This window comes from Marinoscillum furvescens DSM 4134 (genome assembly GCF_003386095.1).
GTDB classification, from domain to species: Bacteria; Bacteroidota; Bacteroidia; order Cytophagales; family Cyclobacteriaceae; genus Marinoscillum; species Marinoscillum furvescens.
In genome coordinates this window covers 151,616-176,598 of the sequence record NZ_QREG01000015.1, presented here as the reverse complement: position 1 = coordinate 176,598, position 24,983 = coordinate 151,616, and the positions used below count along the sequence as shown (strand labels likewise).

The 24,983-nt window shown below is 44.3% G+C and carries 23 protein-coding genes; 3 read left to right on the top strand and 20 right to left on the bottom strand.

What is annotated here, in order from left to right:
- Positions 1 to 653, bottom strand: a 653-nt coding sequence (locus C7460_RS15880) for a phage integrase N-terminal SAM-like domain-containing protein (RefSeq protein ID WP_170148038.1), incomplete at its 3' end; no start/stop codon positions are given.
- A 100-nt stretch (positions 654 to 753) separates the two neighbouring features.
- On the opposite strand from C7460_RS15880, the gene C7460_RS15875 reads away from it, so the two are divergent.
- Positions 754 to 1,164, top strand: coding sequence for a hypothetical protein (locus C7460_RS15875; RefSeq protein WP_115869102.1), 411 nt, complete (start codon positions 754 to 756; stop codon positions 1,162 to 1,164).
- Between the two features lie 555 nt (positions 1,165 to 1,719).
- Here C7460_RS15875 and C7460_RS15870 read toward each other — a convergent pair.
- The 6 genes from C7460_RS15870 to C7460_RS15845 form a co-directional block, all read right to left on the bottom strand.
- A complete protein-coding gene (locus C7460_RS15870; RefSeq protein WP_115869101.1) occupies positions 1,720 to 2,610 on the bottom strand; it encodes a hypothetical protein in 891 nt (296 codons plus the stop codon).
- A gap of 88 nt (positions 2,611 to 2,698) precedes the next feature.
- Complete coding sequence (locus C7460_RS15865) at positions 2,699 to 3,442, bottom strand: SGNH/GDSL hydrolase family protein (protein WP_170148037.1); 744 nt, start codon at positions 3,440 to 3,442, stop codon at positions 2,699 to 2,701.
- A gap of 22 nt (positions 3,443 to 3,464) precedes the next feature.
- The gene (locus C7460_RS15860) at positions 3,465 to 3,821 is read right to left on the bottom strand and encodes an MmcQ/YjbR family DNA-binding protein (RefSeq protein ID WP_115869100.1); all 357 of its coding nucleotides are present in this window, start codon (positions 3,819 to 3,821) and stop codon (positions 3,465 to 3,467) included.
- 43 nt (positions 3,822 to 3,864) lie between these two features.
- Positions 3,865 to 4,077, bottom strand: coding sequence for a DUF6728 family protein (locus tag C7460_RS15855; protein WP_115869099.1), 213 nt, complete (start codon positions 4,075 to 4,077; stop codon positions 3,865 to 3,867).
- On the bottom strand, positions 4,074 to 6,065 hold the full coding sequence (gene ispG / locus C7460_RS15850; RefSeq protein ID WP_115869098.1) for a (E)-4-hydroxy-3-methylbut-2-enyl-diphosphate synthase: 1,992 nt from the start codon (positions 6,063 to 6,065) through the stop codon (positions 4,074 to 4,076). Before ispG ends, C7460_RS15855 begins: the two co-directional genes overlap by 4 nt.
- A gap of 51 nt (positions 6,066 to 6,116) precedes the next feature.
- The gene (locus C7460_RS15845) at positions 6,117 to 6,839 is read right to left on the bottom strand and encodes an SDR family oxidoreductase (protein ID WP_115869097.1); all 723 of its coding nucleotides are present in this window, start codon (positions 6,837 to 6,839) and stop codon (positions 6,117 to 6,119) included.
- 147 nt (positions 6,840 to 6,986) lie between these two features.
- Between C7460_RS15845 and C7460_RS15840 the strand changes: the two genes are divergently transcribed.
- Both C7460_RS15840 and C7460_RS15835 read left to right on the top strand, forming a co-directional pair.
- On the top strand, positions 6,987 to 7,718 hold the full coding sequence (locus C7460_RS15840; RefSeq protein ID WP_115869096.1) for an MlaE family ABC transporter permease: 732 nt from the start codon (positions 6,987 to 6,989) through the stop codon (positions 7,716 to 7,718).
- On the top strand, positions 7,715 to 8,458 hold the full coding sequence (locus C7460_RS15835) for an ABC transporter ATP-binding protein (RefSeq protein ID WP_115869095.1): 744 nt from the start codon (positions 7,715 to 7,717) through the stop codon (positions 8,456 to 8,458). Before C7460_RS15840 ends, C7460_RS15835 begins: the two co-directional genes overlap by 4 nt.
- Here C7460_RS15835 and C7460_RS15830 read toward each other — a convergent pair.
- The 13 genes from C7460_RS15830 to C7460_RS15770 form a co-directional block, all read right to left on the bottom strand.
- Positions 8,455 to 11,796 carry a hypothetical protein gene (locus tag C7460_RS15830; protein WP_115869094.1) on the bottom strand — a complete coding sequence of 1,114 codons (3,342 nt, stop codon included), beginning with the start codon at positions 11,794 to 11,796 and terminating at the stop codon, positions 8,455 to 8,457. The genes C7460_RS15835 and C7460_RS15830 overlap by 4 nt on opposite strands.
- A 70-nt stretch (positions 11,797 to 11,866) precedes the next feature.
- Positions 11,867 to 15,472 (bottom strand): sensor histidine kinase, encoded by a 3,606-nt coding sequence (locus C7460_RS15825; protein WP_147302980.1) that lies wholly within the window; start codon positions 15,470 to 15,472, stop codon positions 11,867 to 11,869.
- A gap of 15 nt (positions 15,473 to 15,487) precedes the next feature.
- On the bottom strand, positions 15,488 to 15,805 hold the full coding sequence (locus tag C7460_RS15820) for a DUF983 domain-containing protein (protein ID WP_245986396.1): 318 nt from the start codon (positions 15,803 to 15,805) through the stop codon (positions 15,488 to 15,490).
- A gap of 321 nt (positions 15,806 to 16,126) precedes the next feature.
- Positions 16,127 to 16,699, bottom strand: coding sequence for a DUF420 domain-containing protein (locus C7460_RS15810; protein WP_317127699.1), 573 nt, complete (start codon positions 16,697 to 16,699; stop codon positions 16,127 to 16,129).
- On the bottom strand, positions 16,686 to 17,099 hold the full coding sequence (locus C7460_RS23810; protein WP_170148036.1) for a hypothetical protein: 414 nt from the start codon (positions 17,097 to 17,099) through the stop codon (positions 16,686 to 16,688). The genes C7460_RS15810 and C7460_RS23810 overlap by 14 nt, the downstream gene beginning before the upstream one ends.
- 64 nt (positions 17,100 to 17,163) lie before the next feature.
- The gene (locus tag C7460_RS15805; RefSeq protein ID WP_115869091.1) at positions 17,164 to 17,487 is read right to left on the bottom strand and encodes a cytochrome C oxidase subunit IV family protein; all 324 of its coding nucleotides are present in this window, start codon (positions 17,485 to 17,487) and stop codon (positions 17,164 to 17,166) included.
- A gap of 20 nt (positions 17,488 to 17,507) precedes the next feature.
- Positions 17,508 to 18,254 carry a cytochrome c oxidase subunit 3 gene (locus C7460_RS15800; protein WP_115869090.1) on the bottom strand — a complete coding sequence of 249 codons (747 nt, stop codon included), beginning with the start codon at positions 18,252 to 18,254 and terminating at the stop codon, positions 17,508 to 17,510.
- A 9-nt stretch (positions 18,255 to 18,263) separates the two neighbouring features.
- On the bottom strand, positions 18,264 to 18,845 hold the full coding sequence (locus C7460_RS15795; protein ID WP_115869089.1) for a cytochrome c oxidase subunit 3: 582 nt from the start codon (positions 18,843 to 18,845) through the stop codon (positions 18,264 to 18,266).
- A 1-nt stretch (position 18,846) separates the two neighbouring features.
- Positions 18,847 to 19,734 carry a heme o synthase gene (gene cyoE, locus C7460_RS15790; protein ID WP_115869111.1) on the bottom strand — a complete coding sequence of 296 codons (888 nt, stop codon included), beginning with the start codon at positions 19,732 to 19,734 and terminating at the stop codon, positions 18,847 to 18,849.
- Entirely contained in the window at positions 19,734 to 20,738 is a 1,005-nt protein-coding gene (locus C7460_RS15785; RefSeq protein WP_115869088.1) for a COX15/CtaA family protein, read from the bottom strand. The genes cyoE and C7460_RS15785 overlap by 1 nt, the downstream gene beginning before the upstream one ends.
- Complete coding sequence (locus tag C7460_RS15780) at positions 20,725 to 22,584, bottom strand: cytochrome c oxidase subunit I (RefSeq protein ID WP_115869087.1); 1,860 nt, start codon at positions 22,582 to 22,584, stop codon at positions 20,725 to 20,727. Before C7460_RS15780 ends, C7460_RS15785 begins: the two co-directional genes overlap by 14 nt.
- An 11-nt stretch (positions 22,585 to 22,595) precedes the next feature.
- The gene (locus tag C7460_RS15775; RefSeq protein ID WP_115869086.1) at positions 22,596 to 23,678 is read right to left on the bottom strand and encodes a cytochrome c oxidase subunit II; all 1,083 of its coding nucleotides are present in this window, start codon (positions 23,676 to 23,678) and stop codon (positions 22,596 to 22,598) included.
- A gap of 27 nt (positions 23,679 to 23,705) precedes the next feature.
- On the bottom strand, positions 23,706 to 24,977 hold the full coding sequence (locus C7460_RS15770) for a quinol:cytochrome C oxidoreductase (protein WP_115869085.1): 1,272 nt from the start codon (positions 24,975 to 24,977) through the stop codon (positions 23,706 to 23,708).
- Positions 24,978 to 24,983 lie beyond the last annotated feature (6 nt).

Below are 24,983 nucleotides of genomic sequence, written 5' to 3'. Positions count from 1 at the left end.
ATCATTTTAAAAACACGCTCTTTGCTGATGACCTTGGGCAGCGTTTCCTTTTTTATGGGCCGTTCCACCGAATAAAACCGATTGGGCATCTCCAGCACTACCTCATAATAAAACTTAATGGCATTGATCGACTGGTTGACAAACGAGTCTGACTTTCCTGTTTTAACCAAAGTCTGGAGGTATTCATTAATTTGGGATTCCCCCAACTCCATTAAATTGTTCACGTCCTTAAAGTGATTTATAAACCGCTCAAACATGGAAATATACACCCGTGCCGTATTGAGGCTGTACTTTCTCAGCTCCAATTTCTGATAAAAAGCCTCCGGACAGTATTTCCATCCAGCTCTTGGAGGACGCTTTCGGTAAGCATCCACAGATAAGGATTCATTGCCACCATTTACTGGCCTGTTGGCAAAAAAGTGACTGCAATTCACCCAGGCCACCCCTTTGAATTTCTCAAAAATAGCGTTCAGGTTCTCAGGAGTATTGGCCAGCACCACCATACCATATGCATTACTCCAGCGTGGATTGTCCAGCGTTTTGATCAAGGCCTGTATCACCTTGTCAGGGTAAAATTTTATGCCGATCATCCGCTCATTGTTAATGACCAGGTGCTTCAAAGTAAGCTGTCGCTGGCTCGTAGTAGGCTTCATGCAGGTAAACCAAGCGAAAATCAAACAAAAAGGGTGGTTTTTAAACGTATAGATACGTAACTATCCGTATATTAATACGGATAATAATGCTAGCCCTAATATGGAAAATCAAATTTTTCAGGGATGCGGAAGGCCTCTTACAGGTAGGATAGATAAAAAATACTGCAACGATCAATGTCGCGCCACTTACCACAATCAATCTAAGCGCAAACACGAGCGCATGATCCGTGCGGTCAACCAACAATTGAGAAAAAATCGCACCATTCTCAAAACGTTTTGTCCTGATGGAAAAGCCACGGTGAGAAAATCACGACTACTGGAGCACGGTTTTTCTTTTCAGTATTTCTCATCCATTTACCAATCCCACCAGCTCACCTACTATTTTTCTTACGAGTACGGATTTGCACCCATTGTAGAAACCTCCAAATCTGATGGCCAGCCAGTACAAAAAGTACTCATCATCCAAAGTCAAGAGCATATGAAAGGAGTGTTTGACCCCTGGGCAGCCTAGCTGATGGGCAGCCTGGCTGATTTTCCTGCATCGCACCAGACCAGCCAATGGCTACAAGGACTAATAGCATGTAAAGAAGATTTAGTACAACCATTTAAACCGTAAAGCCAATGTAGGATGAATCAATCAACAGTAAAACCAAAGCAGGACTTAACCCTGGCCTGTATACTTCATCTGGGATTAATGAAATCCAGGTAAAGTACAATTAGGATTATCATTTATCATTGTAAACCATTATTAGAATTAAGTAAAAACCTGTTAAGTAATTTTAGGACGGGTCCCAATGCATGGATGCAAAACCTCAATGCACGAGTGTAATACCTCAATGCATGGGTGTTAAAGTCAATTGCACGGGTGTAAAACTCGATTGCATGGATGTAAAACTTAATTGCACGGGTGTAAAAGTCGATTGCATGGACGTAAAACTCAATTGCACCAGTGTCAAAGTCAATTGCACGGGTGTAAGGGTTGATTGCACCAGTGTAAAAGTCAATTGCATGAGTGTCAAGGTCGATTGCACGGATGAAGAGCGCTATTCAGCAAGCCAGGGTCAGCTCAATCCTCTTCAGACTCTTCCTGAGGCTCTTCTAGTGGATCTTCGTCTACTGGCGCTATTTCATCATCGCCTTGCAGCTCATCGGTGAGATCTTCTGCTTCGTCGGCGGACTTATCCTTTTTCAAGCCACCAAACAAGCGCTGAAAAAAGCCCTCCTTATCGCCTGCTGAGGTAGTATCCGCCGCTGCGGGCTGCTCTATAGGTACCGTCACTTTTCTAAACAGATATTCCCCAAAGTACTTATTGTAATAGGCCTGCTCTACATTCAGCTCCTGATCTTTCGGGTCAAACCCATAGAGGTAGCGGGTTTCCTGGCGGGTTTTCGGCGGCTCTATCTGCGTGATAGACGGTAGTTCAAACTCGCTGGTATCGCTTACAGCCGTCTCCTCGGCTAGTACAGCCGCAGTATCCAGGGTTACTTCCACCGAATCAGAAAAATCACTAGCAACAAACTCACCCACATCTACCGACGTGGTGTCTGGCATCTCCATCGGCTCTGGCGTCAGGATATTCTCCATGGGCGCAGTGCGCAGCTGATAGTTTTTGATCAAAAAAGGCGGAGATTTCACAATCCCAAATTTCGTTTTTTCGGTAGGATAATAGGGCGCCTGAAACGGCTCCACATAAGCGAAGTAATCCACCCCTTCAGCGGCAGCCACCACAGGCCCTGCGGCAGCTGTAGTATCCAGTTCCACCTGAGGTTCGGGAGCTTGCTGACCTGCCAGATAGTTGAGCCGCTCTTCTTTCTCTATTTTCCACAAATAGGAATAATAAACCGAGCGCACTGAGTCATCCAGGATGTAAGCACTCTGAAACGCAGGACATATCACCTTGTCTACACAAGAGGATAAGCATAACACACAAGCTACCAATGCGGCAAAAAACCTCATAACACCAAAAGTAGGCGAATTTCAACCCTAAAATAGGATTATTTCGACTAGCATGAAAGAATAACGGAAATAAACCACCGACCGTATATCACTTGTTTAAGGTCTGGGCCACCCACGGAAAGATCCGACGCACCCATTCGGTATACATGACCCCCGATGGGTGCAGGCCATCACCCGCTACATATTCGGGCTTGTCGGTAGCCTCGCGTGAGATATCCGTAATATTAAAAAACATCACGCCTTTGGCCTCAGCCTGTGCCCGAGCAAAGGCATTGTAGGCGTCCAGCTCCTTTGCGATCTTGTCGCTATCGCTGTTTTCAGCAAAAGGCGTCACCCCATAGTCTGGAATACTCACCACGAAGACACGTGACACATCACCCCCGGCATAGGCTATAGCTGCCTCCAGCAGCTCCGGAAACTCTTTTTCATACTCAGCAAAAGGATACCCCCGGTACTGGTTGTTTACACCTATCAGCAGTGACACCAGGTCAAAGGGCCCTTTGGGTTTCTCTCGAGCTATCCCGCCTTGCAGATCGCTGGTAGTCCACCCCGTAGTGGCAATAATCTGTGGGTCAGCCACCTCCAGCTTAGTTTCGTTATTGAGGCGGCTCACCAGCTGTACGGGCCAGCGCTCGCTTTCTTTCACACTCTCCCCTATGGTATAAGAATCACCAAGGGCCAGGTAGGTCAATGCATCCATAGTATTGTCAGTGTTTGTAGTGTCCTGCGGCTCATCGCCCTCAGGCATCATCCCTCCAGTATCTGGCATGGGCTCATCGGCTTCCATACAGGCCAAAGGTATGATCAGAAAAAAAAGAAAAACTAATTTCATAAAACGTTCGATTTACTGGGCTTCACATGTTTTGGAGCTCTTCGCGAAGCTTTTTGGGCAAACCAGCCACTACCAGGTCATACGAATGGTCGATCCACTCATAGACGAGCTTATCCCCTACCGTCCCATCCATTAGCACGGTATTCCAGTGTTTTTTATTCATATGATAGCCCGGTAGCACAGCGCCATCGTACCGCTCACGCAGCTCTACAGCCAGCTCCGGATCACACTTTAGGTTTACACTTTCGAATGCATCCACATCCACCAGGGCAAACATCTTGCCCATCACTTTGAAAACAAGCACCTTGTCGTCAAAAGGAAAGCCTTCAGTCACACCGGGTTTTTGCAGGCAGTAAGCTCGGTATTGTTCTATGTCCATAGTCTGAAATTACCCAAACTCCGATAAACATACGCAAGCCACCCTACGAACGGATGATAAAGCGCGTGATAATGACAATTACACAAATCAGGAAAATGATAATCGACAGCTTGTTGATACCGTGCATCATCTTCAAGCTAAAGTTACGAGGACGTGAAGGGTCCTTCTTCCGAAAAAAATAGGTCAGCACTTCGCTAAAATCGAAGTAATAGCCTGCTCCTTTTTTCGCTTCTTTGTTTTGCTCTGGTGTACTCATTGCGCTCCTACTTTTTGTGGCTCGGTCCACTTCCCGTCTTCGCGAATAAGCTCTATCAGCTCATCCAACGCACGTTCAGAAGGCACGCCACGTTTCATTACTTCTTTTCCTTTATACAGGGTGATCTTGCCTTTGCCCGATCCTACATAGCCATAGTCCGCATCGGCCATCTCTCCGGGACCATTTACGATACAGCCCATAATGCCTATTTTCACTCCTTTCAGGTGGTCGGTACGCTTGCGGATCATGGCCGTGGTTTCTTGTAGATCAAACAGGGTACGCCCACACGAAGGGCAGCTGATGTATTCTGTTTTGGTGATGCGCGTTCGTGCCGCTTGCAGTACGCCAAACACGATGTTGTTGTACAGCTTGGCTGTAGCCAAAAGCGCTTCTTTTTCCTGCTGGAGCATTCCCAACCCGATCATGGCCCCATCACCAAACCCATCGATGAGCAAGCCACCCATATCTGTAGCCGGAAACATCATCATGGCATCCTCACTCATGGCAGCATAGCTCCGCTCGATGACCACCGGCACGTCAATTCCCTGATTCATCAGCTCCACAAAGACCCTGCGCAGGTCGGCCATGGCATGGGCATTGTCTGTGCCGAGCAGCAGCACGACATTGGTCCGCTCCTTTAGCTGACTCAGTACTGTTTCGGTCACCTCGTGGGTTTTCAGGCGCAGAAAGTTTAGCTCCGGATGCAGCGTCTCCGTCAGCTGTGCTGCAGTGAGTAGCGGGTATTGGTGGTCGTTGTTTTTCAGCTGTTGCCATGCGGCAAAATCAATGATCTCGCGCAAGCCATTGGGCAACATAAAGCCAGCTGGCTGGCTACCGGTATAGATATAGTCACAGCCCAGGTCATTCATGGTCCACTTATCCAGCTCAGGCAGGTAAAAGTGCCCTACGGCTTTCAGGTCTTTTACGGACAAGTCCGAAACACCCGACAGATCTGCTATCACTCTGGGCACATTTTCGCCCCCGAAGTTGGCTACCTCAGCAGATGCCCGCTTTTGATATTCGTAGGGGTTGTATTTAGAAAAATCCGTTTCGGGGATGGTGGCATGCCCTGCCCGATCATTGAGACGATCTACGAGTATGCGCCCCACTGGTGACTCCACTTCAGGTTCTTCCGTAAGTGAAACACGCACAGTATCTCCCAGCCCATCTTCCAGCAGCGTACCTATACCCACCGCACTCTTGATGCGGCCATCTTCGGCTTCACCCGCTTCAGTCACACCCAGGTGTAGTGGATAAGGCTTTAGCCCTTCCTCATCCAGCGATTTCACCAAAAGTCTATACGCCTGCACCATCACCTGAGGGTTGCTGGACTTCATAGAGATCACCAGGTCATAGTACTCCAGGCTTTCGCAAATGCGAATAAACTCCAGCGCCGACTCCACCATGCCCTTGGGAGTATCTCCATAGCGGCTCATGATGCGGTCAGACAGAGAGCCATGATTGGTACCTATGCGCATAGCTGTACCGTTGGCTTTGCAGATTTCTACTAGCGGAGTGAACTTTTCGCGAATGCGCTCCAGCTCAGCCTGATAGGTCTCGTCGGTATAGTTTATTTCTTCAAAACGCTTCTTATCGGCGTAGTTGCCAGGATTTACCCGCACCTTTTCTACGATCTGTGCGGCCAGTTCGGCAGCATTAGGGGTAAAGTGGATATCGGCTACTAGTGGCACGTTGCATCCCCGAGCCCGCAATTCATTTTTGATAGCGCTCAGGTTTTCGGCTTCTTTGATGCTGGGTGCCGTGATGCGCACATATTCGCACCCACTCTCCACCATGCGCAGGGCCTGCTCCACGGAGCCATCCGTATCCATAGTGTCCACAGTAGTCATGGACTGCACCCGGATAGGATTTTCACCTCCCAGTGGCACTCCACCTATATTCACTTCCAGGGTCTTGCGTCGCTGATACGCTGTGAGGCTCGCACAATGCCCGGCATTGGGGGTGAGCAGCTCGTCTGCAGAGTTCATAGTCTTTGAGTTTATGATCTAAACACCAGTTAAAGATAATAGTTGCAGCTATTACAAATCTCCTAGCTGCGGGCGAATCACCAGGTCTTCCACCACGGTACGGTCACTTAGCATGTAGGTGGAGTACACCATTTCCGCCACATCTTCGGGCTTCATAAACCGCTCCTCGGGTACATCTACACCTTCCCAGCTCGCTGTATAGGTTGCTCCCGGCATTACAGAGGTTACCCGCAGGTTGAAATCTTTAAGCTCTTCGCGTAGCACCTTACTCATGCCATACATCGCAAACTTGGAAATACAGTAGGAGCCACCATTGCTATAAGCCATGATACTGGCCGTGGAGCACATATTGAAGATGTGTCCTTTCTTGCGCTTTTTCATGTCTGGAATAATGCCACGGCTCACGCGGTAAGCACTGTAGAGGTTGGTTTCTATCTGGCTCTCCAGCACGCCTTCTTCTTCCTCATGCACCGTGCCCGGCACAAACTTTCCCGTGTTGTTGACCAGTACGGCCACCGGTTTGCCCGTCAGCCGGATAAACTCGATAAAGTCATTCACCTGCTCCTTTTTAGAAAGGTCCGCCACATTGATCAGCACCTTGTTGCCACAGCGAGCTTCTACATCTTGCTTGAGAGCATCCAGGTCTTCTTCGTTTCGTGCGCAGGTAGCTACTGTGTAGCCTTCACAGGCAAATCGCTCGATGATCGCCCGGCCAATGCCTTTGGTACCTCCTGTCACTACTACCAGTTCGTCCTTTTTTTCAGTGGTCGTCATACGTAATGGCTTCTTTTCGTTTGGTGCAAAAGTCAATTTCTAAAAACAATCAGCACTTTTTTCGCTTTAACCTATAATTCATAAGCGGTTTGCTGTGTTCTTATTAATTTCGGCAAAGCTAACACATCTCAATCAAGGAAAAACCGGATGAAGTCACTTGGTAAATTTTTACTGTTTACAGGGCAGCTTTTTGTGCGAAGGGAGAGTTTTTCTACCTACGTATCACTTGTTATAGATGAATGCATCAAAGTGGGCTACAACTCCCTTTTTATTGTCACCATCGTGTCGGTGTTTATGGGTGCTGTGACCACCATACAGACGGCATACAACCTGGTGAGCCCGTTTATCCCGGACTATGTGATCTCACTGGTAGTGCGAGACATGACGGTACTGGAGCTGGCGCCCACCATCATTGCCATCGTATATGCTGGTAAGGTGGGGTCCAACATTGCCGGAGAGCTCGGCACCATGCGGATCACCGAGCAGATAGATGCGCTGGAGGTCATGGGTATCAACTCTACCTCCTACCTGGTACTGCCTAAAATCATAGCTTCCATGCTTATGTACCCCATGCTGGTGGTACTGTCTGGCTTTTTGTGCATCTATGGTGGCTACCTCACCAGTCTGGCTACTGGCATCATCTCAGGACATGATTACATTTATGGCATTCGTTATGAATTTATAGAGTTCAACATTGCCTTTGCACTGATCAAAGCCTTTGCCTTTGCTTTTTTGGTGGCTTCCATCTCCGCATACAAAGGGTACTTTACCACGGGCGGTGCATTGGAAGTAGGCAAATCGTCTACAGCCGCCGTTACCAATAGCTGTATAGCCATCCTACTGGCTGATTATTTGCTCGCTCAACTTTTACTTGGATGATCGAAATCAACAACATCGCTAAGTCATTTCAGGACAAAGAAGTGCTCAAAGGTATCAGTGGCACTTTTGACAAAGGAAAATGTAACCTCATCATCGGGTCTAGTGGTACCGGTAAAAGTGTACTACTCAAAAACATAGTAGGGCTCATCAAACCCGATCAGGGCAGTGTGCTCTATGACGGCAGGGATTTTACCCATGCGGGAAAAGAGATGCAAACGGAGATTCGCCGTGAAATAGGGATGCTTTTTCAGGGCAGCGCACTTTTTGACAGCAAGAACGTGGAGCAGAATGTGATGTTTCCGCTCGACGTACTCACCAAAATGTCCAAAGAAGAGAAAATCGAACGGGTGAATTTTTGCCTAAAGCGTGTAGGACTGGAAAATGTAAACAGTAAAATGCCCTCCGAAATCAGTGGAGGAATGAAAAAGCGCGTAGGTATCGCTCGTGCTATAGTCAACAAGCCTAATTACCTGTTTTGTGATGAGCCCAACTCTGGCCTGGACCCGCAAACCAGTATGGTCATCGATGAGCTCATCAATGAAATCACCAAGGAGTACGACATTACTACCGTAGTGGTAACCCACGACATGAACTCTGTAATCGAAATAGGCGAAAAGGTGATGTTTCTCTACAAAGGAAACAAGCTCTGGGAAGGCACCAATGAGGACATTACCGACTCAGGCGTGAGCGAGTTGGACGACTTTGTGTTTGCCAACCGTATGATGAAAAAATTCCGCTAGAAATAGGCCGTAACTTGCACACTACCGGTGTGTACCGGCACTGCAGACGGTGAGTTTCTCCCATGATACTGCAAAGTAAGCTGGAGCCCTTTGCGCAGCGTTTGCTGCCAGTTGACCTGCCAGCGTTGGTTACTGCCCGGCTGTAGGGCTTCCAGTAGCTCATACCCCAGGTAGCTATTTTGCACACCTTCAAAAGCTATCGCCAGCCAGTTAAAACTCACATTGAGGTTGCCACTACCGGGCTGTACCCATGTGATTTCTCCTTTATAATCATAAATGGAAGAGTAGGCCTCTTCTTCAGCATCCTGATTTGCCTTGTGCCGCCTGCCTACTCCTGCAATAGCGCGAAACGATGTAGCAGGTTGCCATACTACCTCTCCCTCCCATAGGTATCGCTGCAGTTGAAAGTTGCGGCTTTGCAAAAAATCCGACTGATTCACCGTTTGGCCAATTCCTCCTTTGGCTCGCAAGCTCAGCGCTGCACCAAAACTCACGCGTGTGGCCAGTTTCAAATCTTCCCGATCTATAAGCTCAAAGCCTCCACTCAGCAGGTTTTTTTGGCGCTGAATGGAGTGTGAAAAGTCCCAGGCAAATCCAGGGGCATTTCTATTGAAAAACAGGGTGTTGCGAATCAGGTTTCGGGCAGAAAGCACAGTGGTATCCTGAACATCCAGCCCAAAAGGATTGAGCCGGGTCTTCAGCTGGCTATCGGTAGATTTAAAGTCATATTTGAGATTGGTACGAAGAGAAAGTCGGCCCATCACTCCAACCACGCCGGACTGAGACCGCCATTTAGCCGGGGCACGTACATCTACTGCATGCACATAGCTAGACCGAAAGGCACTAACATACGTATCTGTAGGCGTAAAAAGCTTGATGTAATTCTTTTCATCGGCATTTATGGCTTCATAAAATTCATTGAGGTCCTGTACGCCATCAGCATTCTCATCTCGCCAGGTATGGGTCCCCTCCCCTGTAGCCACTTGCAAAAACACGTATTCTCGCTGAAGCTCCCTCACGTTAGAAGTAGCATACATAAAACTGTTGGAGATCAGCTTATTGGCCAGCGTACCATTCCACTCGATCTGCCCCAGCAGGTTTTGATCTCTGGTGTCTGTACCACGCAGTTCGGTAACATCTCTAAACGTAATCCGGCCAGACAGGCGCTGACCAGGGATGGCATTGGCTGCTACCTGAGCGGAGTAATTGTGCGCTGCAGTATAGTGCTCCATCACACCTTCCTGTGGCAACTGATCCACCCGATACGTATAGTCTGCCCGAAAGGTAACTTTCGATGAGTCTCCAGATACCAAGTATCCATTGTGCGCGTAGTAGTGCATCACCGTTTGGCGTATGCTGTCCGCTATGGCGGTAGTGTTTTGCTCCAGCAAAAAGCGATATCCAGGGTTGACTAACCACGTCTTCGTCTGAAGCTGCTCACTGAGCCGAAACCATTTTTTTTCTACTCCAATGCCAGGCTCGTTTTTCATCCAATAATTTTCCGAACGAAACTCCAATGGTCCGAAAGTCTGATGAGCGGACCACTTATGCCCATACCCATCAATTACTTCAGATCGAGTTCTTCGCTCGGCTTCATAGCTGATGTGACTACCTCCCTTCTTTTGGACTTTTACCGCTAGCCGGCCAAGCAAATCGCGCCGGGATGTCAGGCTATCCTGAAACACATCATACCCCCAGTCACGGTCATAGTCCACAGGCCTGAAGCGATCGATAGCTGTGAAATGGTGATTGAGAAACTCAAAGTCGAGCTGAGCATACAGTTGATATCCCTGCATAAAACCGACAGAACGACCAGCACTAGCTAGCGAGGCTCTGTAAGCCCAGCCGCTGTTGTCTTCATCATCTCGCGCAGAATACAAATTTTGATCGCGGTAAGACCAGGCCACTTCCTGACCTATATGTTCATAACTTCCCAGTTTAGTGTTCAGTCCTGCTACGAGCATTTGACGCTGATTGGGAGTAGGTACTAGCTGCACAGGTTCATAAGCCCCCTGGTTTTCGCCTACATATTCATAGACCTTTCCATTGGCGGTAGTCCTGCGAAAGGCGTAGGCACCATTCCCTTCTCCTACATTGGAAAAGGTCACCCGATACAAGGCCTGGTCCTCATCAGTAGAAAACTCATATACCTGAATGCTTTCGTCAGACGTAAGCGTGGTATCCACCACACGATACAATACGGCATTTTCAATAAAACCAGTGGAGTCCACTCCGGATATCACTGCACTGCCCTGTCCATCACCTGCAGCCTGCAGCTGGTCACGATCCTGATCAGAAAGTTCAAAACCAAGAGTACTCGCAGGGTTGTCCTTTTCACGATAATAGGTCACATAAGCAGTAGTGCGATCGTTAGAAAATGACTGTAGGGCAGTCACATTGGAGCGCGCATAATACTGGTTCGCGTATTCGTAATCTACTCGTATCCGCGAAAAGCGTGTAATCAACACATTGGTACTAAAAGTAACTTCCCCCAAATTATAATCAATCACATAATCCCTGTCAAAGCCACGCTCCATGAGCTTTCCATCTACATAAATACGCTCCGAATTAGCCAGGATAATCACAAACTGTTCGTTGTTCGCTCCTCGCAGTTTGTATGGCCCCTGCACGCCTTCTATGGGGGTAATTGTCGTAGAAACAAACTGTCCCTTGGCCAGTGCTCCCGTTACTTTACTGGTGCTTTTCCATCCATTGCTTAGACTAGACTTATATCCCAGACTCAGACCCTGTACATTCTTATAATACTTTAAGAAATAGCTTTCTTCCGCAGGGTTGGTGAGCACGATATCTCCTGCTTGTATCTGAAATTTGTCGTTATATAGCTTAATAAATACATTGTCAAAATCTCGCAATTGCTGAGTGTTACCTTCAGGCTGATAGGGAATATTCTGATCAGTGATCACCGCACTTACACGCAGGTCCTCAGAGAGCTGACCATCCATCTGGAGATTTAGTGCGGAGTTGACAAAGACATTTTGGCGGTTGCCAAAGGTCACGCCACGAGTAATGGCCCCAAATGTATTGAGCTCACCAAAATCAAAAAGCTCTTCCTCTCGTACGCCTTTTATTCCTGCTTTTGCAGCGGTGGTGCGCTGGACATACGCCCCCCTTTCGTAGTAGCGCACATCACGTAAAAACAGAGGCTCATAAAATGCTCTGGAAAGTTTTCGGTAACAGACGGTAACGGTATCTACACCAGTGGTATCTGAAAAAAAGAGCCGGGTAGCAGTGCTATCCAGCTGATACGATATGGCTGGAGATATGGAAATACTCTCTCGCTCCACTGGTAAGCTATCCAGCACTATAGTGGCTGCCATATGTACATCACGACAGGTCAGGTGCTGGGCACTCCCCCAATAGCCCAGTCCTAAAAACAGAAGGAATAAATTAGCCTTGATGGATCGGAAGCGATATGTAGAATGTAGTGCCTTTTCCTGCCTCCGACTCAAACCATATGTTTCCTCCTGCGTTTTCAATTCCTTTTTTGGCTACGGCCAATCCGATCCCGCTACCTTTTGATTTGGTACTAAAATAAGGAGTAAAAATCTTTTCACGCTGCTCAGGAGATATACCATCACCATTGTCAGCTATAGACAATATCACTTTAGAACCGGCAGCCTTTATGCTCACTTCGATGTGTGGCACACCGCTTGTTTTAGACTGTATGGCATTGAGCAGTACGTTTGTGAGTATTCGGCTAAAGATTTTTGGATCCACAAAGACAAACGCCTTTTTGGCTTCATATCGCTTGCGAAGCTGTACCTCACTGCTGTAGTAAAGATTGATGGTGTTGTCTACCAATGCTACCAGGTCCACCTGCTCGTTATTTGGAGCCGGCATTTTGGCAAACTCTGAAAATGAATCTGCAATGCTACTTAGCGAATCTATTTGGGTAAGTAATGAACTAAAAGCCTTGTGCTCTTTGCTATCAGCTTCGGCAGACCTCAGGAGCTGTTGCACTTTTAAGCGCATAGGCGTCAGTGGGTTTTTAATCTCATGTGCCACCTGACGCGCTATTTCTTTCCACGCAGACTCCTTCTGGCTCACAGCCAGAGCGTCTTTACTTTCCTCCAGCTTGATCAGCATGGCATTGTACTCTTTCACCAGGCTACCGATTTCATCCTGTGCATCGTAGTGTATGGGCTGGTTGGTTTCCTCCAGACTTGTACGCCTCAGCTTGTCACCTATACGCTTGAGCGGCTGTACCAGCTGCCCTACGATGGCATTTCCACCCACCAGAGATATGAGAAAAATCACTGAAAAGATGACCAGAAGATTGTTAAACACCTCTACCTGTTGCCTTCTAAGGTGATTTTTTGAGTCGAAATAGGGCATGGCCAATATCGCCAACAACCTGCCATCCTGATAGCTCCTGAGGGCGGTATAAGATGTCTTGAAATCAAGAGCTCCTATGGTTTGCTCTGCTATCATGTTTTGCTCGCGCTTGTACTTGATCTGGTAGTAGGCATCATTATCCAACAGATTGGAGAGTAGCCCCAGCCGATATATCTCGGGCTGACTGGAAGTCACCAGACGCCCTTTGGTGTCGTATATATTGAGATCCGCCTGAGACAGGGCCGCAGCTCTGGATATCTCGTTTGCATACTCATCTATATTGATCAGGTTATCAAAAAATGATTCCGATTCGTCGATTAGGTTTTCTGCAAGGTTGTAACTGCGCTTCTGAAAGTTTCGATCTATTTCTTCACGGTAGGACTTGTTGAGCGTATTGATCAGTGCGATACTTACCACTGTCATGGGTAGCAGAAATGACAACCCAAGATAGAGCTGTATTTTAGTAGATAAGTTGAATCGGTGACTTTCGGTAAAAGCACGAATTATCAAAAAGCTCGTGGCCACCACAAAAATCAATATCAGAAATACAAAGCTAAAGTTGGAGAGAATTGACTGAATCTCATAGGTCTTAGACACGATCAAGATAATTCGGTCGTCCTGCGTTTTGAGCCCAAAATAATGATGCCCATCACGCTCAAGCCCTTGCTTATAGAGTTTTTCCCCACTTATATCTTTTGCATTCAGTTTATTTTCAAAACTATACCTCCCCTGCTTATACAGTATTTCTCCGTTTTTGAATACCGCGTAATCAAACTCATCCATGCTGCCCATGTGATATTTGCTCTCCAGCAAAAGCTCTGGAAATACACTCGAAGGAATGAATTTTTTAAGTGTAAGATCCAAAACGATGTAGCCCACCTGTCTGCCATATGCATTTACCTCCAAAAAACATACGTACTTATTGCGTACATTTTCCTTGCGGTCCTGCACAAAGAAAATGTTATCATAGTCCGTACTATATGTTGGCTTTGCATATTCGGATTGCCACTGGCCAAAACCCCAATCATTTACTTCGGGTTGTAGACTGGACCCGTCAGCATCAAACAAGTACACATTGATGTCATACTTTTTAAAATAGGACGACAAAAACTGGCGTTTAATTTTTTCTCTGATGTTTTGGCGGGCGAGCAGCCGACTCATCAACCGGGTTCTTACATACCGATCTTCAGAAATTTCATTAAGAATTTGGCTGAGATAAAACTCCCCCAGAATGTCATTTTTGATCAATAAGCGATTCGCAAACTTCTCCTTGGCTACAAGCTCATCCTTTTCACTATGCTTGTATACTCCCAAAGCTGCTATAAACGCCACTGCCGAAAATACCATCACCAGATATATAAATGTTTGGTATTTGAGTGTCCCAATCACCTTGTTTAGCCCTAATACCTGTACCGTAACCCACAGCAAGAAGGCTACCCCCAGATAGTTAAAAGCAAACCCTCCAAACACCAAAAATCCCAGGGCATAAACCAGAACCAATAGTAGCGTTTTCCCTATACCAGATAGAGTGCTTTGCAACATTAACTGATGCCCGATACTGAATATCACCAAAAGCAAAAGCCCCATATTCACTATGCACATGTAGGCTACTCCTCTCAAAAAGGTGAAGGTAATGCTATCGCTAATATCAAGCTCTAATTGACTGTGCTCCAGAATCAACCAGACGGTTTCGTACAGCAAATGAGCTACTCCAAAATATGCCAGAACTACGCTTCCTATTAGCGCCCATTGGACCTTTAACTTTTGCTCTTTGATCGATAGATCGCGTAAAGCATAATACAGAGCCACGAGTGTTCCTAACCCCCACAGCGTATTTAACAATAAATCTCCAAGAGTAGGGTTGATAATGCTAGCAGTAAAAAATACGGGATTAAACAGTTCCCAAACATCTACATAAAGTCTGGCATACCCGTAAAGAACCAATCGCAAAATGAGTAGCCCAAAACCGATAACTACAAACTTTAACCAGGGTTTACTTTGCGGATAGCGAACAAAACTGCTCGCACCCCATATCAACAATAACCCGAACAATAATAAAGATAACAGCTGCATCACTTCCACCCAGCCTTTTTCCCTGTCTAATGTGACTGCATAAAACAGCACTTGATCTTTGAACGGGTAGGGTTCTCCTGACCGGTCTATTTCTACCGGGTATTGTTCAAATATTCGAGGATTAAAAGAAACGTCAAGGTATTGATTCTTTACTGGCGGTGTATTCATCACAGACAGTGAAGAAAACACCTCTATCACATCATGATCGGTAATTATCTCTTTGCGCTGTATAATCCTGATCCCATAGCTTCCCTTTAGTGTATATAAACTATCAGAAAGTTTGAGTGCGCTGTATTCAGGCCAAAAGCTATTGTCATTCCAATAGACCAATCCACCATTTACAAATACTCTTTTGCTAAAGCTGCCATTATCAGCTATTGCGAAAGGGTTGGTATAAACCCCTAGCTGCCGCTCAAAGTCAACCAGATCACGGTACTGCTCGTTTACCAGCGAGTTTAAATTCTCTGCAATGACCTCTCGTGCATTTTTGTCAGAAGTGCCTATCACACCTCCTACCACTATGCCTAGAAGGGATATGAGCAGAAAAGAATAAAACCCAATTTTAGATGCATTAGCTAGTTTCACGCCAGCCAAGATAAGTTATTCTTTGCGGTTTGGTTCATATTTCACGCCACTAAATAGATAGGTGAAAAAGATGCGGGAATACCTGAAATTTAATGGGTACAATAGCGCAGACACTACCCCTACAGCTATAACATAGGCTGTTACGGAAGGATTATTAAACAAAAGATAAACGAGAAGTGAAGTCACCAAAAATACCCCCACTGAGACCGCATAACTCACATACATGGCTCCATAATAAAAGCCCGGCTCCTGCTCAAACTGATGCCCGCAACTCGGACAATAGCGGTGCATAGCTCCAAACCCTTTTAGGTTTACAGGGCTATGCTTAAACATATCACCTTGTCGGCACCGAGGACATTTACCCTTTAATACGGCTGAGAATACTCCGTTTTGATTGTTTTGATTTTGCATGTTTGAACCAGAAAAAAGCCACAACGCCAATGACCAAATATGGCGTAAAAAATAGATACAGTATACCAAAATTAAGACCTGCTGCAAAGGAGGTCTCGCCATGACTCACATTGTTTACTACTTGCGTTCTACACATGGCACATTGCGCAGATGTAAGCAAAGGCAATGCCATCATTGACAGCCACACGATGGATCTTAAAACTAATTGCATCATAAATTCAACACGTTTTCGACCAGACTGGTTCAGGCATAGTATGGACTAATCAACAAATAAACAATCACTCCTGTAACAGACACATACAACCAGATTGGAAAAGTGTATTTCACAATTTTCCGGTGTTGCGAAATCTTATCATTCAGAGCGTAATAAAAGGCTAACAATACAAATGGTACTACCACTATAGACAGCCCAATATGTGAGAGCAGAACCACAATGTAAACGGTGCGCATCATGCCCGCCTCAGACAGTTCCATTTCACTGAGTTCACCATTATGATCCAAATCACCAAAAATTGTGGACGGTGAAGAAGCATGGTACGTAACATAGCTTACCAAAAATAATGCCCCTAAAACCAGACACGAAAGCATTAAATTTCTATGCAGAGCTACCTTCTTCTTTTTGATTGCAATCAGTGCCAATACAAGTAATACAGAAGTAGTACTGTTAGCAATGGCATTGAAAGTGGGTAAAAAGCTTACCCAGGTAGCTCCCTCCAAGTTCAATTTGAATGGAGCAAATAACAAAATTGCCACCACCAATGGTATGGCGATGGACACACCAATAATCACATTAATCAATCCCTTATTTTCCTTCACGCTTTGAATGATTGAGGTTCATTAAATAAATATCTATTTCTGCCAGCAGTCTATCTACTTCTTCCCGATTCAAATCATATATACCACGTACTTGATTTTCATGATCTACCAGCATCATGTCATCGGCCATTTCACAGGAGGTAAGTACCAACTGCAAATTTGATTCCTGATTCAGGCGTTCATCAATTCGGGCAAATTCGTTTGGGTAAGTTTTAGCCAGATCAGCATCTACCAACAATCCAGCTTTGTCAAAACTTAACGAATCGCAAGTAGATTCGTAGGTTGAAAGTACAGGTAGAGCAAATTTGTTTTCGCCAAATGCTTGTAAAAAAAGATACCAGCACACCGGCAAACCAAATACTACAATAAAGAAGAGAACAACTAAGGCTTTTCTTTTCATATCAGTTCAAAAAAAAATCATGCCCTATTACAGGCATGATTTTTTATTCAAGCTTAAATTCATATTAGTACAACACTTCTAAAAGTGCGGCTCCTTGATACATGAGTATAAAAATGAGGAATACTACAAACATCATTGGGAGCAGTATAGACCAGATCAATGATTTCTTTTCATGACCCAGGTGCATAAATTCTGCTACGATATAAAATGCTTTAACTATTGTAAGCAAGATAAAAACCCATGTTCTGAAAGCACCTGCTCCTACCGTAAAAGCTATGAGGAACTCAACAGCCGTTACTACTGCAAGAATCAATGCAACTCTCCAGATTTTTCTAATCTTAGCTTTATCTGCAGGTATTACCTGTACTTGTGTATTTTCTTGTTCCATGATTTCAGTTAATTAATGCTTTAGACAAGGTAGAAAAAGGTAAATACGAATACCCAAACCAAATCTACAAAGTGCCAGTAGAGTCCAACTTTTTCTACCATTTCGTAATGCCCTCTACGCTCTAGTATTCCTACAGTAGCCTGGTAAAAAATGATAAAGTTGATCACCACGCCACTAAATACGTGGAATCCGTGGAACCCTGTGATAAAGAAAAACAATGCAGCGAAGTTTGATGGGCCATACTGGTTGATACTCAAGTTAGCACCCTGAATGAGGTTACTTCCTACATTTTTGGACATATCTGCACCATGTATGAAGTGACTCCACTCCCATGCCTGACATCCCAAAAAGGTAATGCCACCAATAATGGTCCAAAGCATCCACTTTTCTACTCCTTTGCGATCCATACGGTGTCCGGCTTCCACCGCTAATACCATCGTCACACTACTCAAAATAAGGATAAATGTCATGATCCCCACAAACACCAACGGTGCATGTACGCCATGTAAAAATGGCACAGCCTCAAACACCATCTCCGGTATCGGCCAGTACTCTTGTGAAAATGCAAAATCAGAAATAGCACCTTCATAAGCCGGGTGACTGTATCTAATCATTCCATAGGTAATCAGTAGAGCTGAAAACGTAAAAGCATCAGATAGTAGAAAGAACCACATCATCAACTTTCCGTAGCTCGCTTTCATCGGAGCCACTCCTCCACCCCACGGGTTGGCTGAGCTTTCGTCTACTACAACTGCAGTGTTTGCCATAGTGCGTGTCTAGTTATTTAGGATCAAAAATAAGTATAAATACAACCAAAGTCCACCCAGAAAATGCCAGTATGTAGCACACATCTCTATCTGCACCATACTCTTTGAATGAACCTTATATCTAAAAGCGTTTATTAACACAATAATTAAAAATATGACTCCACCTACAAGGTGCGCCACATGCAGGCCTGTAAACACATATATAAAAGAGCCTGCCGGGTTGCCTACAAAAAACACATCTTGATTAACAAGCTGCCCCCACGACATGAATTGCCCAACAATAAAAGCAACCGCCAAAAGTGCTGTACCGAGCAAAGACGCTCTGACACCAAGTAGATTGTTGTGTTTGGCAAAAATATAGGCCATTTGCATAGAGACACTACTGATTATAATAATCGCAGATGTCCACTGAAACATCGAAGGAAACTCTATTAATAACCAGTTACCCTCCGCTCGCTTCACAATGTAAGCACTCGTTAGCGATACAAAAATCATGGTAACCGTAATTAGAAACAGCCACATGGCGAATTTCTTTGGGTGCATTGATTTCACCCTCACATTTCCTACTGGTATGTCTGCCGATCTTTCCATTTCACACTTTGTCTAATAAATAAGCTATCTGCACTATCGGAAGATAAATAAATGACCCAAACATTATCTTGAGCGCTGATCTTCTAGAATAATCTTTCATTAACGAGAATGTTTGGCTTAAAAACAACGCTCCACAAATAGTCACCACTACTCCACTTGTAATCCCCACCAACCCAAAGTAGGTAGGCAGCAGCCCTAAAGGCAACAGAAACAATGTGTAGATCATGATGTTGATCGCTGTATTCAGGTCTTGTTTTCCACCTCCAGGTAAAAGCTTAAATCCAGCTTTTTTATAATCTTCATCCGCTACCCAGGCTATGGCCCAAAAATGCGGGAACTGCCAAATAAACTGTATTCCAAAAATAATAAGTGCCTCATGCGAAATGGTGCCTGTAGCAGCCACCCATCCCAAAAGTGGAGGCAAAGCCCCAGGAATAGCTCCTACAAATACAGCAATTGGCCCCACCCTTTTCAGCGGAGTGTATACAAAACTGTACAATATCATTGACACCAATGAAAGCAAAACCGTCAAGGTATTGGTTTGCCATGCCAAAATTCCAAAACCAGCCAGAGCCGTTAAAATAGCATATTGATAAGCTTCGTTTACTGTAACTCTGCCTGTGGGCAAAGGCCTGTCCTTGGTGCGTTGCATGAGCTTATCCAAGTCCTTTTCTATAATCTGATTGAAGATGATAGAAGCACCAGAAATCAAAAAACCTCCCAGTACAAGCCACGCAAAATGCAGCCAATTTACGGTACCAGAATGTCCCAACAAATACCCAAAACCACAAGAAAATGCCACAAGAAAAGACAACCTGAACTTCAGAAGTTCATAGTAACACTTCAATTTGCTAGCACTCGTTACAATCCCTAAATCCATCGCTCGCATCAGCATCTGTTAACAGTAAATTTCGATGACAAAAATAGGTAAAAAATGATGCCAATTGCAGCAGTTCCGAAGAGCAAATGCAAAGGTTGTGCAAATGCCGGCACTCCGAAATACGTCATGATGATTCCCAGTACTATTTCAAAGCCTGTAATGGCTACCATTGCCCATATCAACGGGTGAACACCCCCCTTTTTCCAGTTTATATATGTTACCCATCCTATCACTCCACAAATCAAGAGAGAAAATGAACGATGCACATAAAACACGGCATTCATCTCATCGATCCAGGAAAACCGATCAGCTATTACATATTTGATGGTATCTATCTGCTCCCGAACCTGTATTCCCAAAAGTATTTGCACTAACATCATCACTAACAGTACAAAAATCATAGAGGTACCTACTACCTGTTTAGTAGTGACAGCCATAGCCCTCTGAGCTAAAAGCACACACACCAAAACCAGTGCTAACAACATATGGAAAGATATAAACCCTGGAAGTAAGTTCGTAGACACTACAAGTGAACCAATCCATCCTTGGAATATTACTAGAATAAAACCAACAACACCTAAAATCGCTAGTGTTCTATTGCTATTCCAATATTTTAAACTACCCAGCATGTTTGCAATTATTAGAAGTCCTATTACCACTCCTACCAGTCTATTGATGTATTCTATCCATGCTTTTTCCACATCAAAAACTGTCACCTCTTGAATCCCAGGGTCTTGCTCAACTTTATCTGCCAATTCTTCAAAGCCGAATGCCGAGAGCATACGAGCCAAACGATGATTTTTCTTTATCCTGGCTTCAACATACAACGCCTCGTATCCATCCGGCAATTCGCTAACCGAAGATGGTGGGATGTAAGAACCAAAACATTTAGGCCAATCTGGGCATCCCATACCAGCCCCCATACTACGAACAATGCCGCCTACAAGTATTAAAAAGTAGACGGCAATGATCGTATAGAGATTTACTCTTTTGAAAAAGTTATTTTGATTCATTTACCTGAGAGATCTCCTCTTTCTTAGCTAATTCAGCTTCATGAGGCAAGTTTGATTCAGGTGTTTGACTGTAAGGAATGTGCTGTGGTATAAAATCTGATTCGGACCCTGGCTTGCTGTAGTCATAAGGCCATCTGTAAACCTTAGGTATTGCACCAGGCCAGTTACCATGACCCGGCAACTCAGGTGTAGTCCATTCCAGAGTATTGGAATTCCAAGGATTCTTTGGAGCTTTTCTTCCTTTGTAAATACTAAAAAAGAAGTTGAACAAGAAGATAAACTGAGCACCAAAAGTCAAAATTGCGGCTAAACTCACAAATGAATTCAGGTCAGCAAAAGAGCTAAATGCATCAAAGCTTGTGAATGAATAATATCTTCTTGGGAATCCAGCTATTCCAATGTAGTGCAACGGGAAGAACACAAGGTAAACCCCAACAAACGTAGACCAGAAGTGGATGTACCCTAAACGCTCATCCATCATGCGTCCAAACATCTTAGGGAACCAGTGGTATACACCTGCCAGTAGGCCAAAGAAAGAGGCACTACCCATTACAAGGTGAAAGTGTGCCACCACAAAGTATGTGTCGTGTAGTGTAATATCTACTGCAGAGTTACCTAAAAATAGTCCGGTAAGTCCTCCAGAAATAAAGAACGATACCAGGCCAATTGAAAATAACATCGCAGGTGTGAATACAATGTTTCCTTTCCACATCGTAGTGATGTAGTTAAAGGCTTTTACAGCTGAAGGCACCGCAATTATCAAAGTTAGGAACATGAAAATAGATCCAAGGAATGGATTCAGACCAGTCACGAACATATGGTGAGCCCATACAATGAATGACAAGAATGCAATCGCTAGAATCGAACCTATCATCGCTCGGTAACCAAAGATTGGTTTTCGAGAGTTCGTAGAAATAATCTCTGATGTGATTCCTAAAGCTGGAAGAATAACGATGTATACTTCAGGGTGTCCCAGGAACCAAAACAAGTGTTGGTATAAAATAGGGCTACCTCCTACATTTGGTAGCGCTTCACCATTGATATAAATTTCTGACAGGTAAAAGCTAGTACCGAAAGAACGATCAAAAACAAGTAATAAAGCAGCTGCTACTAGTACTGGAAATGAAAGCAGTCCAATTACAGCAGTAATAAAGAAAGCCCATATGGTTAACGGAAGCCTTGAAAAAGACAAGCCTTCTGTTCTCATATTAATGACAGTAGTGATATAGTTGATACCACCAAGTAGCGTAGAAGCAATAAAGAATACCATTGAAACCAACCAAAGTGTCATACCAGCCCCAGAGCCAGCAATCGCCTGTGGAAGTGCACTTAAAGGTGGGTAAACGGTCCATCCACCACCTGCAGGACCAGTCTCTAAGAAAAGAGAGACAAACATGATCACACTAGAAAGGAAAAAGAACCAGTATGAAAGCATGTTCATAAATCCTGATGCCATATCTCTGGCACCAATCTGAAGTGGTATGAGGAAGTTACTAAAAGTACCACTCAACCCAGCCGTAAGTACGAAGAAAACCATAATGGTTCCGTGCATGGTTACTAAAGCCAGATAGAATTCAGAATCTAATTTGCCACCTTCAGTAATCCATTTGCCAAGAATAGGTCTTAACCACTCCAATTGCATTTCAGGAAAACCTAACTGAAGTCGGAAAATTACCGATAAAGCTCCTCCTATGATTGCCCAGATAATCCCTGTAATTAGGAATTGCTTGGCGATGGTTTTATGGTCAGTACTAAAGATATATTTACTGATAAAGCTTTGCTCGTGATGATCTCCGTGATCATCATGTGCTAAGTGTTCTTCTACTTGAATGTCTGCTACTGACATGTTATTTCCTTTTAATATGTACTGCTAACTACTGATTTACCTTCACTTTCTATTTGCTCTGCTTCCATTCCAGAAGCTATTCGAGCCATTTCCTGTAATTCTTCTGGTACTTGAGCCAGATAATCAGAATTCTGCTTCAACCATGCATCTTGACTGGCATACCACTCATCGTATTCCTCTGGTTCCAGTACTTCTATCAGGTATTTCATAGCAAAATGACCCTTTCCGCATATTTTGTTGCAGACTAACTCATAATTAAAATCAGGATTACCAGTTTCTGTGCGCATTTCCTGAGTAGTCTTGGTCGGTACGAACCAAAACCTTGTAGGCATACCAGGCACAGCATTCATTTGCAATCTGAAATGTGGCTGATATACACTGTGTATCACGTCTCTTGCTCGAATCTGCAATAACACTGGTCTCCCCTTTGGTAAATAAAGTTTTGTAGGGATAAAATCATCGAAAGAGGCTTTGTCAGAGAAATCAATTCCAGACTGATTTACCACATCAATTTTTCGATAATCATAATCGCCCAATTTCTTATCAGCACCTCCGTAACGAACTGCCCATGAATACTGATAGCCCATTACCTCGATCACTTCAGCATCTTCTGGTGCAGGACCGGTGATATCCACCCATGCTTGCCATCCTGATATGATAAGGACTGCCAATACCAATGCCGGAACAGCTGTCCATATATACTCCAATTTGTTATTGTGAGGATAGAAATAAGCCTTGTTACCTTCCTTGTATTGGTATTTGTATGAGAAGCCAAAAAGGAATATTTGAGTCACGATAAACACGAATCCGGTAATAGCCATCGTGATCCAGAATAAACGATCCGTTACCACGCCATGCTCAGAAGCTAAAGGTTGCGTGTAATCTTCACTTAACCCACCGAAAGAGTAGTAGAAAAAGCCAAAGATGCCAAGCACCATAAATACCACTAAAAGAGTTGCTTGTAGCTTATTACTTACGGGTACCTTTTGTTTACTATCACCTTTTACTATCCCCACTAGAGTAGCCACTCTAAATATGGACAGTAATAAGGCCAGAACGAGGATTACCGCTAATACAATGATGAAATCCAACATATCGTTTTAATTAACTATCTCTTTTTATTAAATGTGATGATGTAAACTCTCCTCCAACATAGGGTGGTTTTTCGCAAACAAAGGAGCTTTTGCCATTTGTTTTAGTACCACGAAAATAAATGCACCTGAGTATATAAACATTAAACCAAGTTCTAGAGCACCAAACCCTCCGTTTGACTTAAGTGTTCCAGGAGTTATCATCAAATAGAAATCCAACCAGTGTCCAACAATTATCATCGGTGCAATCACCTTAATAAAACGTGCATGTCGTTTTGCATCTCTCGTCATTAACACTAAAAATGGAAAGAAGAAATTGATAATTAGGTTGAGGTAAAACAACGGTGCGTAATGTCCATTTTTCCAACGCTCTACGAAATAGATAGTCTCTTCTGGAATGTTGGCATAGTAAATCAACAAGAACTGAGAGAACCAGATATATGTCCAGAAAATACTGAAGGCGAACATGAACTTACCAAGATCATGGATATGGTTTGAGTTGACAATTTTCAGGTAACCCTTATCTTTTAGCAACACTACAATAAGTGCAGTCAAAGCCAAACCAGACACCCACCAGCTAGCAAAATTATACCAACCAAACATGGTACTAAACCAGTGTGTATCTATCGACATCACCCAGTCCCATGAGGCCATAGAAGAAGATACTGCAAAGAAGATGATGAAGAACGCTGAAAGTTTACGTAGTTGATACCATTTCTCTGTTCCAGAAATAGAGTCTTCTTCATAAGCCACTTGCTTGAGCTTATTGAAAAGCAAGTACCAAACAAGGAAGAAAATCACCATTCTGCCCAAAAAGAATATTGGGAAAGATCCAGCTTCTAAAGGCCAAAAGAAGTACGCACCTTTTCCAGCAATTATTGAGTCGTATCCTGGAGAGTCTACATCATACAAATCGTGATGAGTCCAGTGGAAAATATCATGACCAGCTACAAAATAGGTAACCAGCATAAGTACTGCGGCAAAAGGAATCCACGCTCCAAATGACAAAGGAATTCTTTTAATACCAGCTGACCAACCTGCCTGCGCAGCATATTGAATAGCAAAAAACAATACACCTACCAGGGATAATCCAGCGAAGAAGACGTTATTGATCCACAAATTGGCAAACACACGTTGATACCAGTGAAATGCATGATGACCTGCGTCACCTTCCAACTCATGATGACCACCTCCCATGGAGACTGAAATGATTCCTATGATCGTAAGAAGCACTCCCACTCCCATAAAAATGAAGAGGTTCTTCTTGGTCTTCGCTGTAAATTCAAATTTTTCTTCAACCATATCTCG

What these genes read in the sequence shown, in the direction of transcription:
- C7460_RS15770 (WP_115869085.1), bottom strand. Translation starts at nt 24,977, where the DNA reads ATGGTTGAAGAAAAATTTGAATTTACAGCGAAGACCAAGAAGAACCTC.
- C7460_RS15800 (WP_115869090.1), bottom strand. Translation starts at nt 18,254, where the DNA reads ATGGCAAACACTGCAGTTGTAGTAGACGAAAGCTCAGCCAACCCGTGG.
- C7460_RS15875 (WP_115869102.1), top strand. Translation starts at nt 754, where the DNA reads ATGGAAAATCAAATTTTTCAGGGATGCGGAAGGCCTCTTACAGGTAGG.
- cyoE (WP_115869111.1), bottom strand. Translation starts at nt 19,734, where the DNA reads ATGCGAGCGATGGATTTAGGGATTGTAACGAGTGCTAGCAAATTGAAG.
- C7460_RS15785 (WP_115869088.1), bottom strand. Translation starts at nt 20,738, where the DNA reads ATGAATCAAAATAACTTTTTCAAAAGAGTAAATCTCTATACGATCATT.
- C7460_RS15780 (WP_115869087.1), bottom strand. Translation starts at nt 22,584, where the DNA reads ATGTCAGTAGCAGACATTCAAGTAGAAGAACACTTAGCACATGATGAT.
- C7460_RS15805 (WP_115869091.1), bottom strand. Translation starts at nt 17,487, where the DNA reads ATGGAACAAGAAAATACACAAGTACAGGTAATACCTGCAGATAAAGCT.
- C7460_RS15860 (WP_115869100.1), bottom strand. Translation starts at nt 3,821, where the DNA reads ATGGACATAGAACAATACCGAGCTTACTGCCTGCAAAAACCCGGTGTG.
- C7460_RS15870 (WP_115869101.1), bottom strand. Translation starts at nt 2,610, where the DNA reads ATGAGGTTTTTTGCCGCATTGGTAGCTTGTGTGTTATGCTTATCCTCT.
- C7460_RS15835 (WP_115869095.1), top strand. Translation starts at nt 7,715, where the DNA reads ATGATCGAAATCAACAACATCGCTAAGTCATTTCAGGACAAAGAAGTG.
- C7460_RS15775 (WP_115869086.1), bottom strand. Translation starts at nt 23,678, where the DNA reads ATGTTGGATTTCATCATTGTATTAGCGGTAATCCTCGTTCTGGCCTTA.
- C7460_RS15820 (WP_245986396.1), bottom strand. Translation starts at nt 15,805, where the DNA reads ATGTTTAAGCATAGCCCTGTAAACCTAAAAGGGTTTGGAGCTATGCAC.
- C7460_RS23810 (WP_170148036.1), bottom strand. Translation starts at nt 17,099, where the DNA reads ATGAAAAGAAAAGCCTTAGTTGTTCTCTTCTTTATTGTAGTATTTGGT.
- C7460_RS15855 (WP_115869099.1), bottom strand. Translation starts at nt 4,077, where the DNA reads ATGAGTACACCAGAGCAAAACAAAGAAGCGAAAAAAGGAGCAGGCTAT.
- ispG (WP_115869098.1), bottom strand. Translation starts at nt 6,065, where the DNA reads ATGAACTCTGCAGACGAGCTGCTCACCCCCAATGCCGGGCATTGTGCG.
- C7460_RS15845 (WP_115869097.1), bottom strand. Translation starts at nt 6,839, where the DNA reads ATGACGACCACTGAAAAAAAGGACGAACTGGTAGTAGTGACAGGAGGT.
- C7460_RS15840 (WP_115869096.1), top strand. Translation starts at nt 6,987, where the DNA reads ATGAAGTCACTTGGTAAATTTTTACTGTTTACAGGGCAGCTTTTTGTG.
- C7460_RS15795 (WP_115869089.1), bottom strand. Translation starts at nt 18,845, where the DNA reads ATGGAAAGATCGGCAGACATACCAGTAGGAAATGTGAGGGTGAAATCA.
- C7460_RS15865 (WP_170148037.1), bottom strand. Translation starts at nt 3,442, where the DNA reads ATGAAATTAGTTTTTCTTTTTTTTCTGATCATACCTTTGGCCTGTATG.
- C7460_RS15830 (WP_115869094.1), bottom strand. Translation starts at nt 11,796, where the DNA reads ATGGCAGCCACTATAGTGCTGGATAGCTTACCAGTGGAGCGAGAGAGT.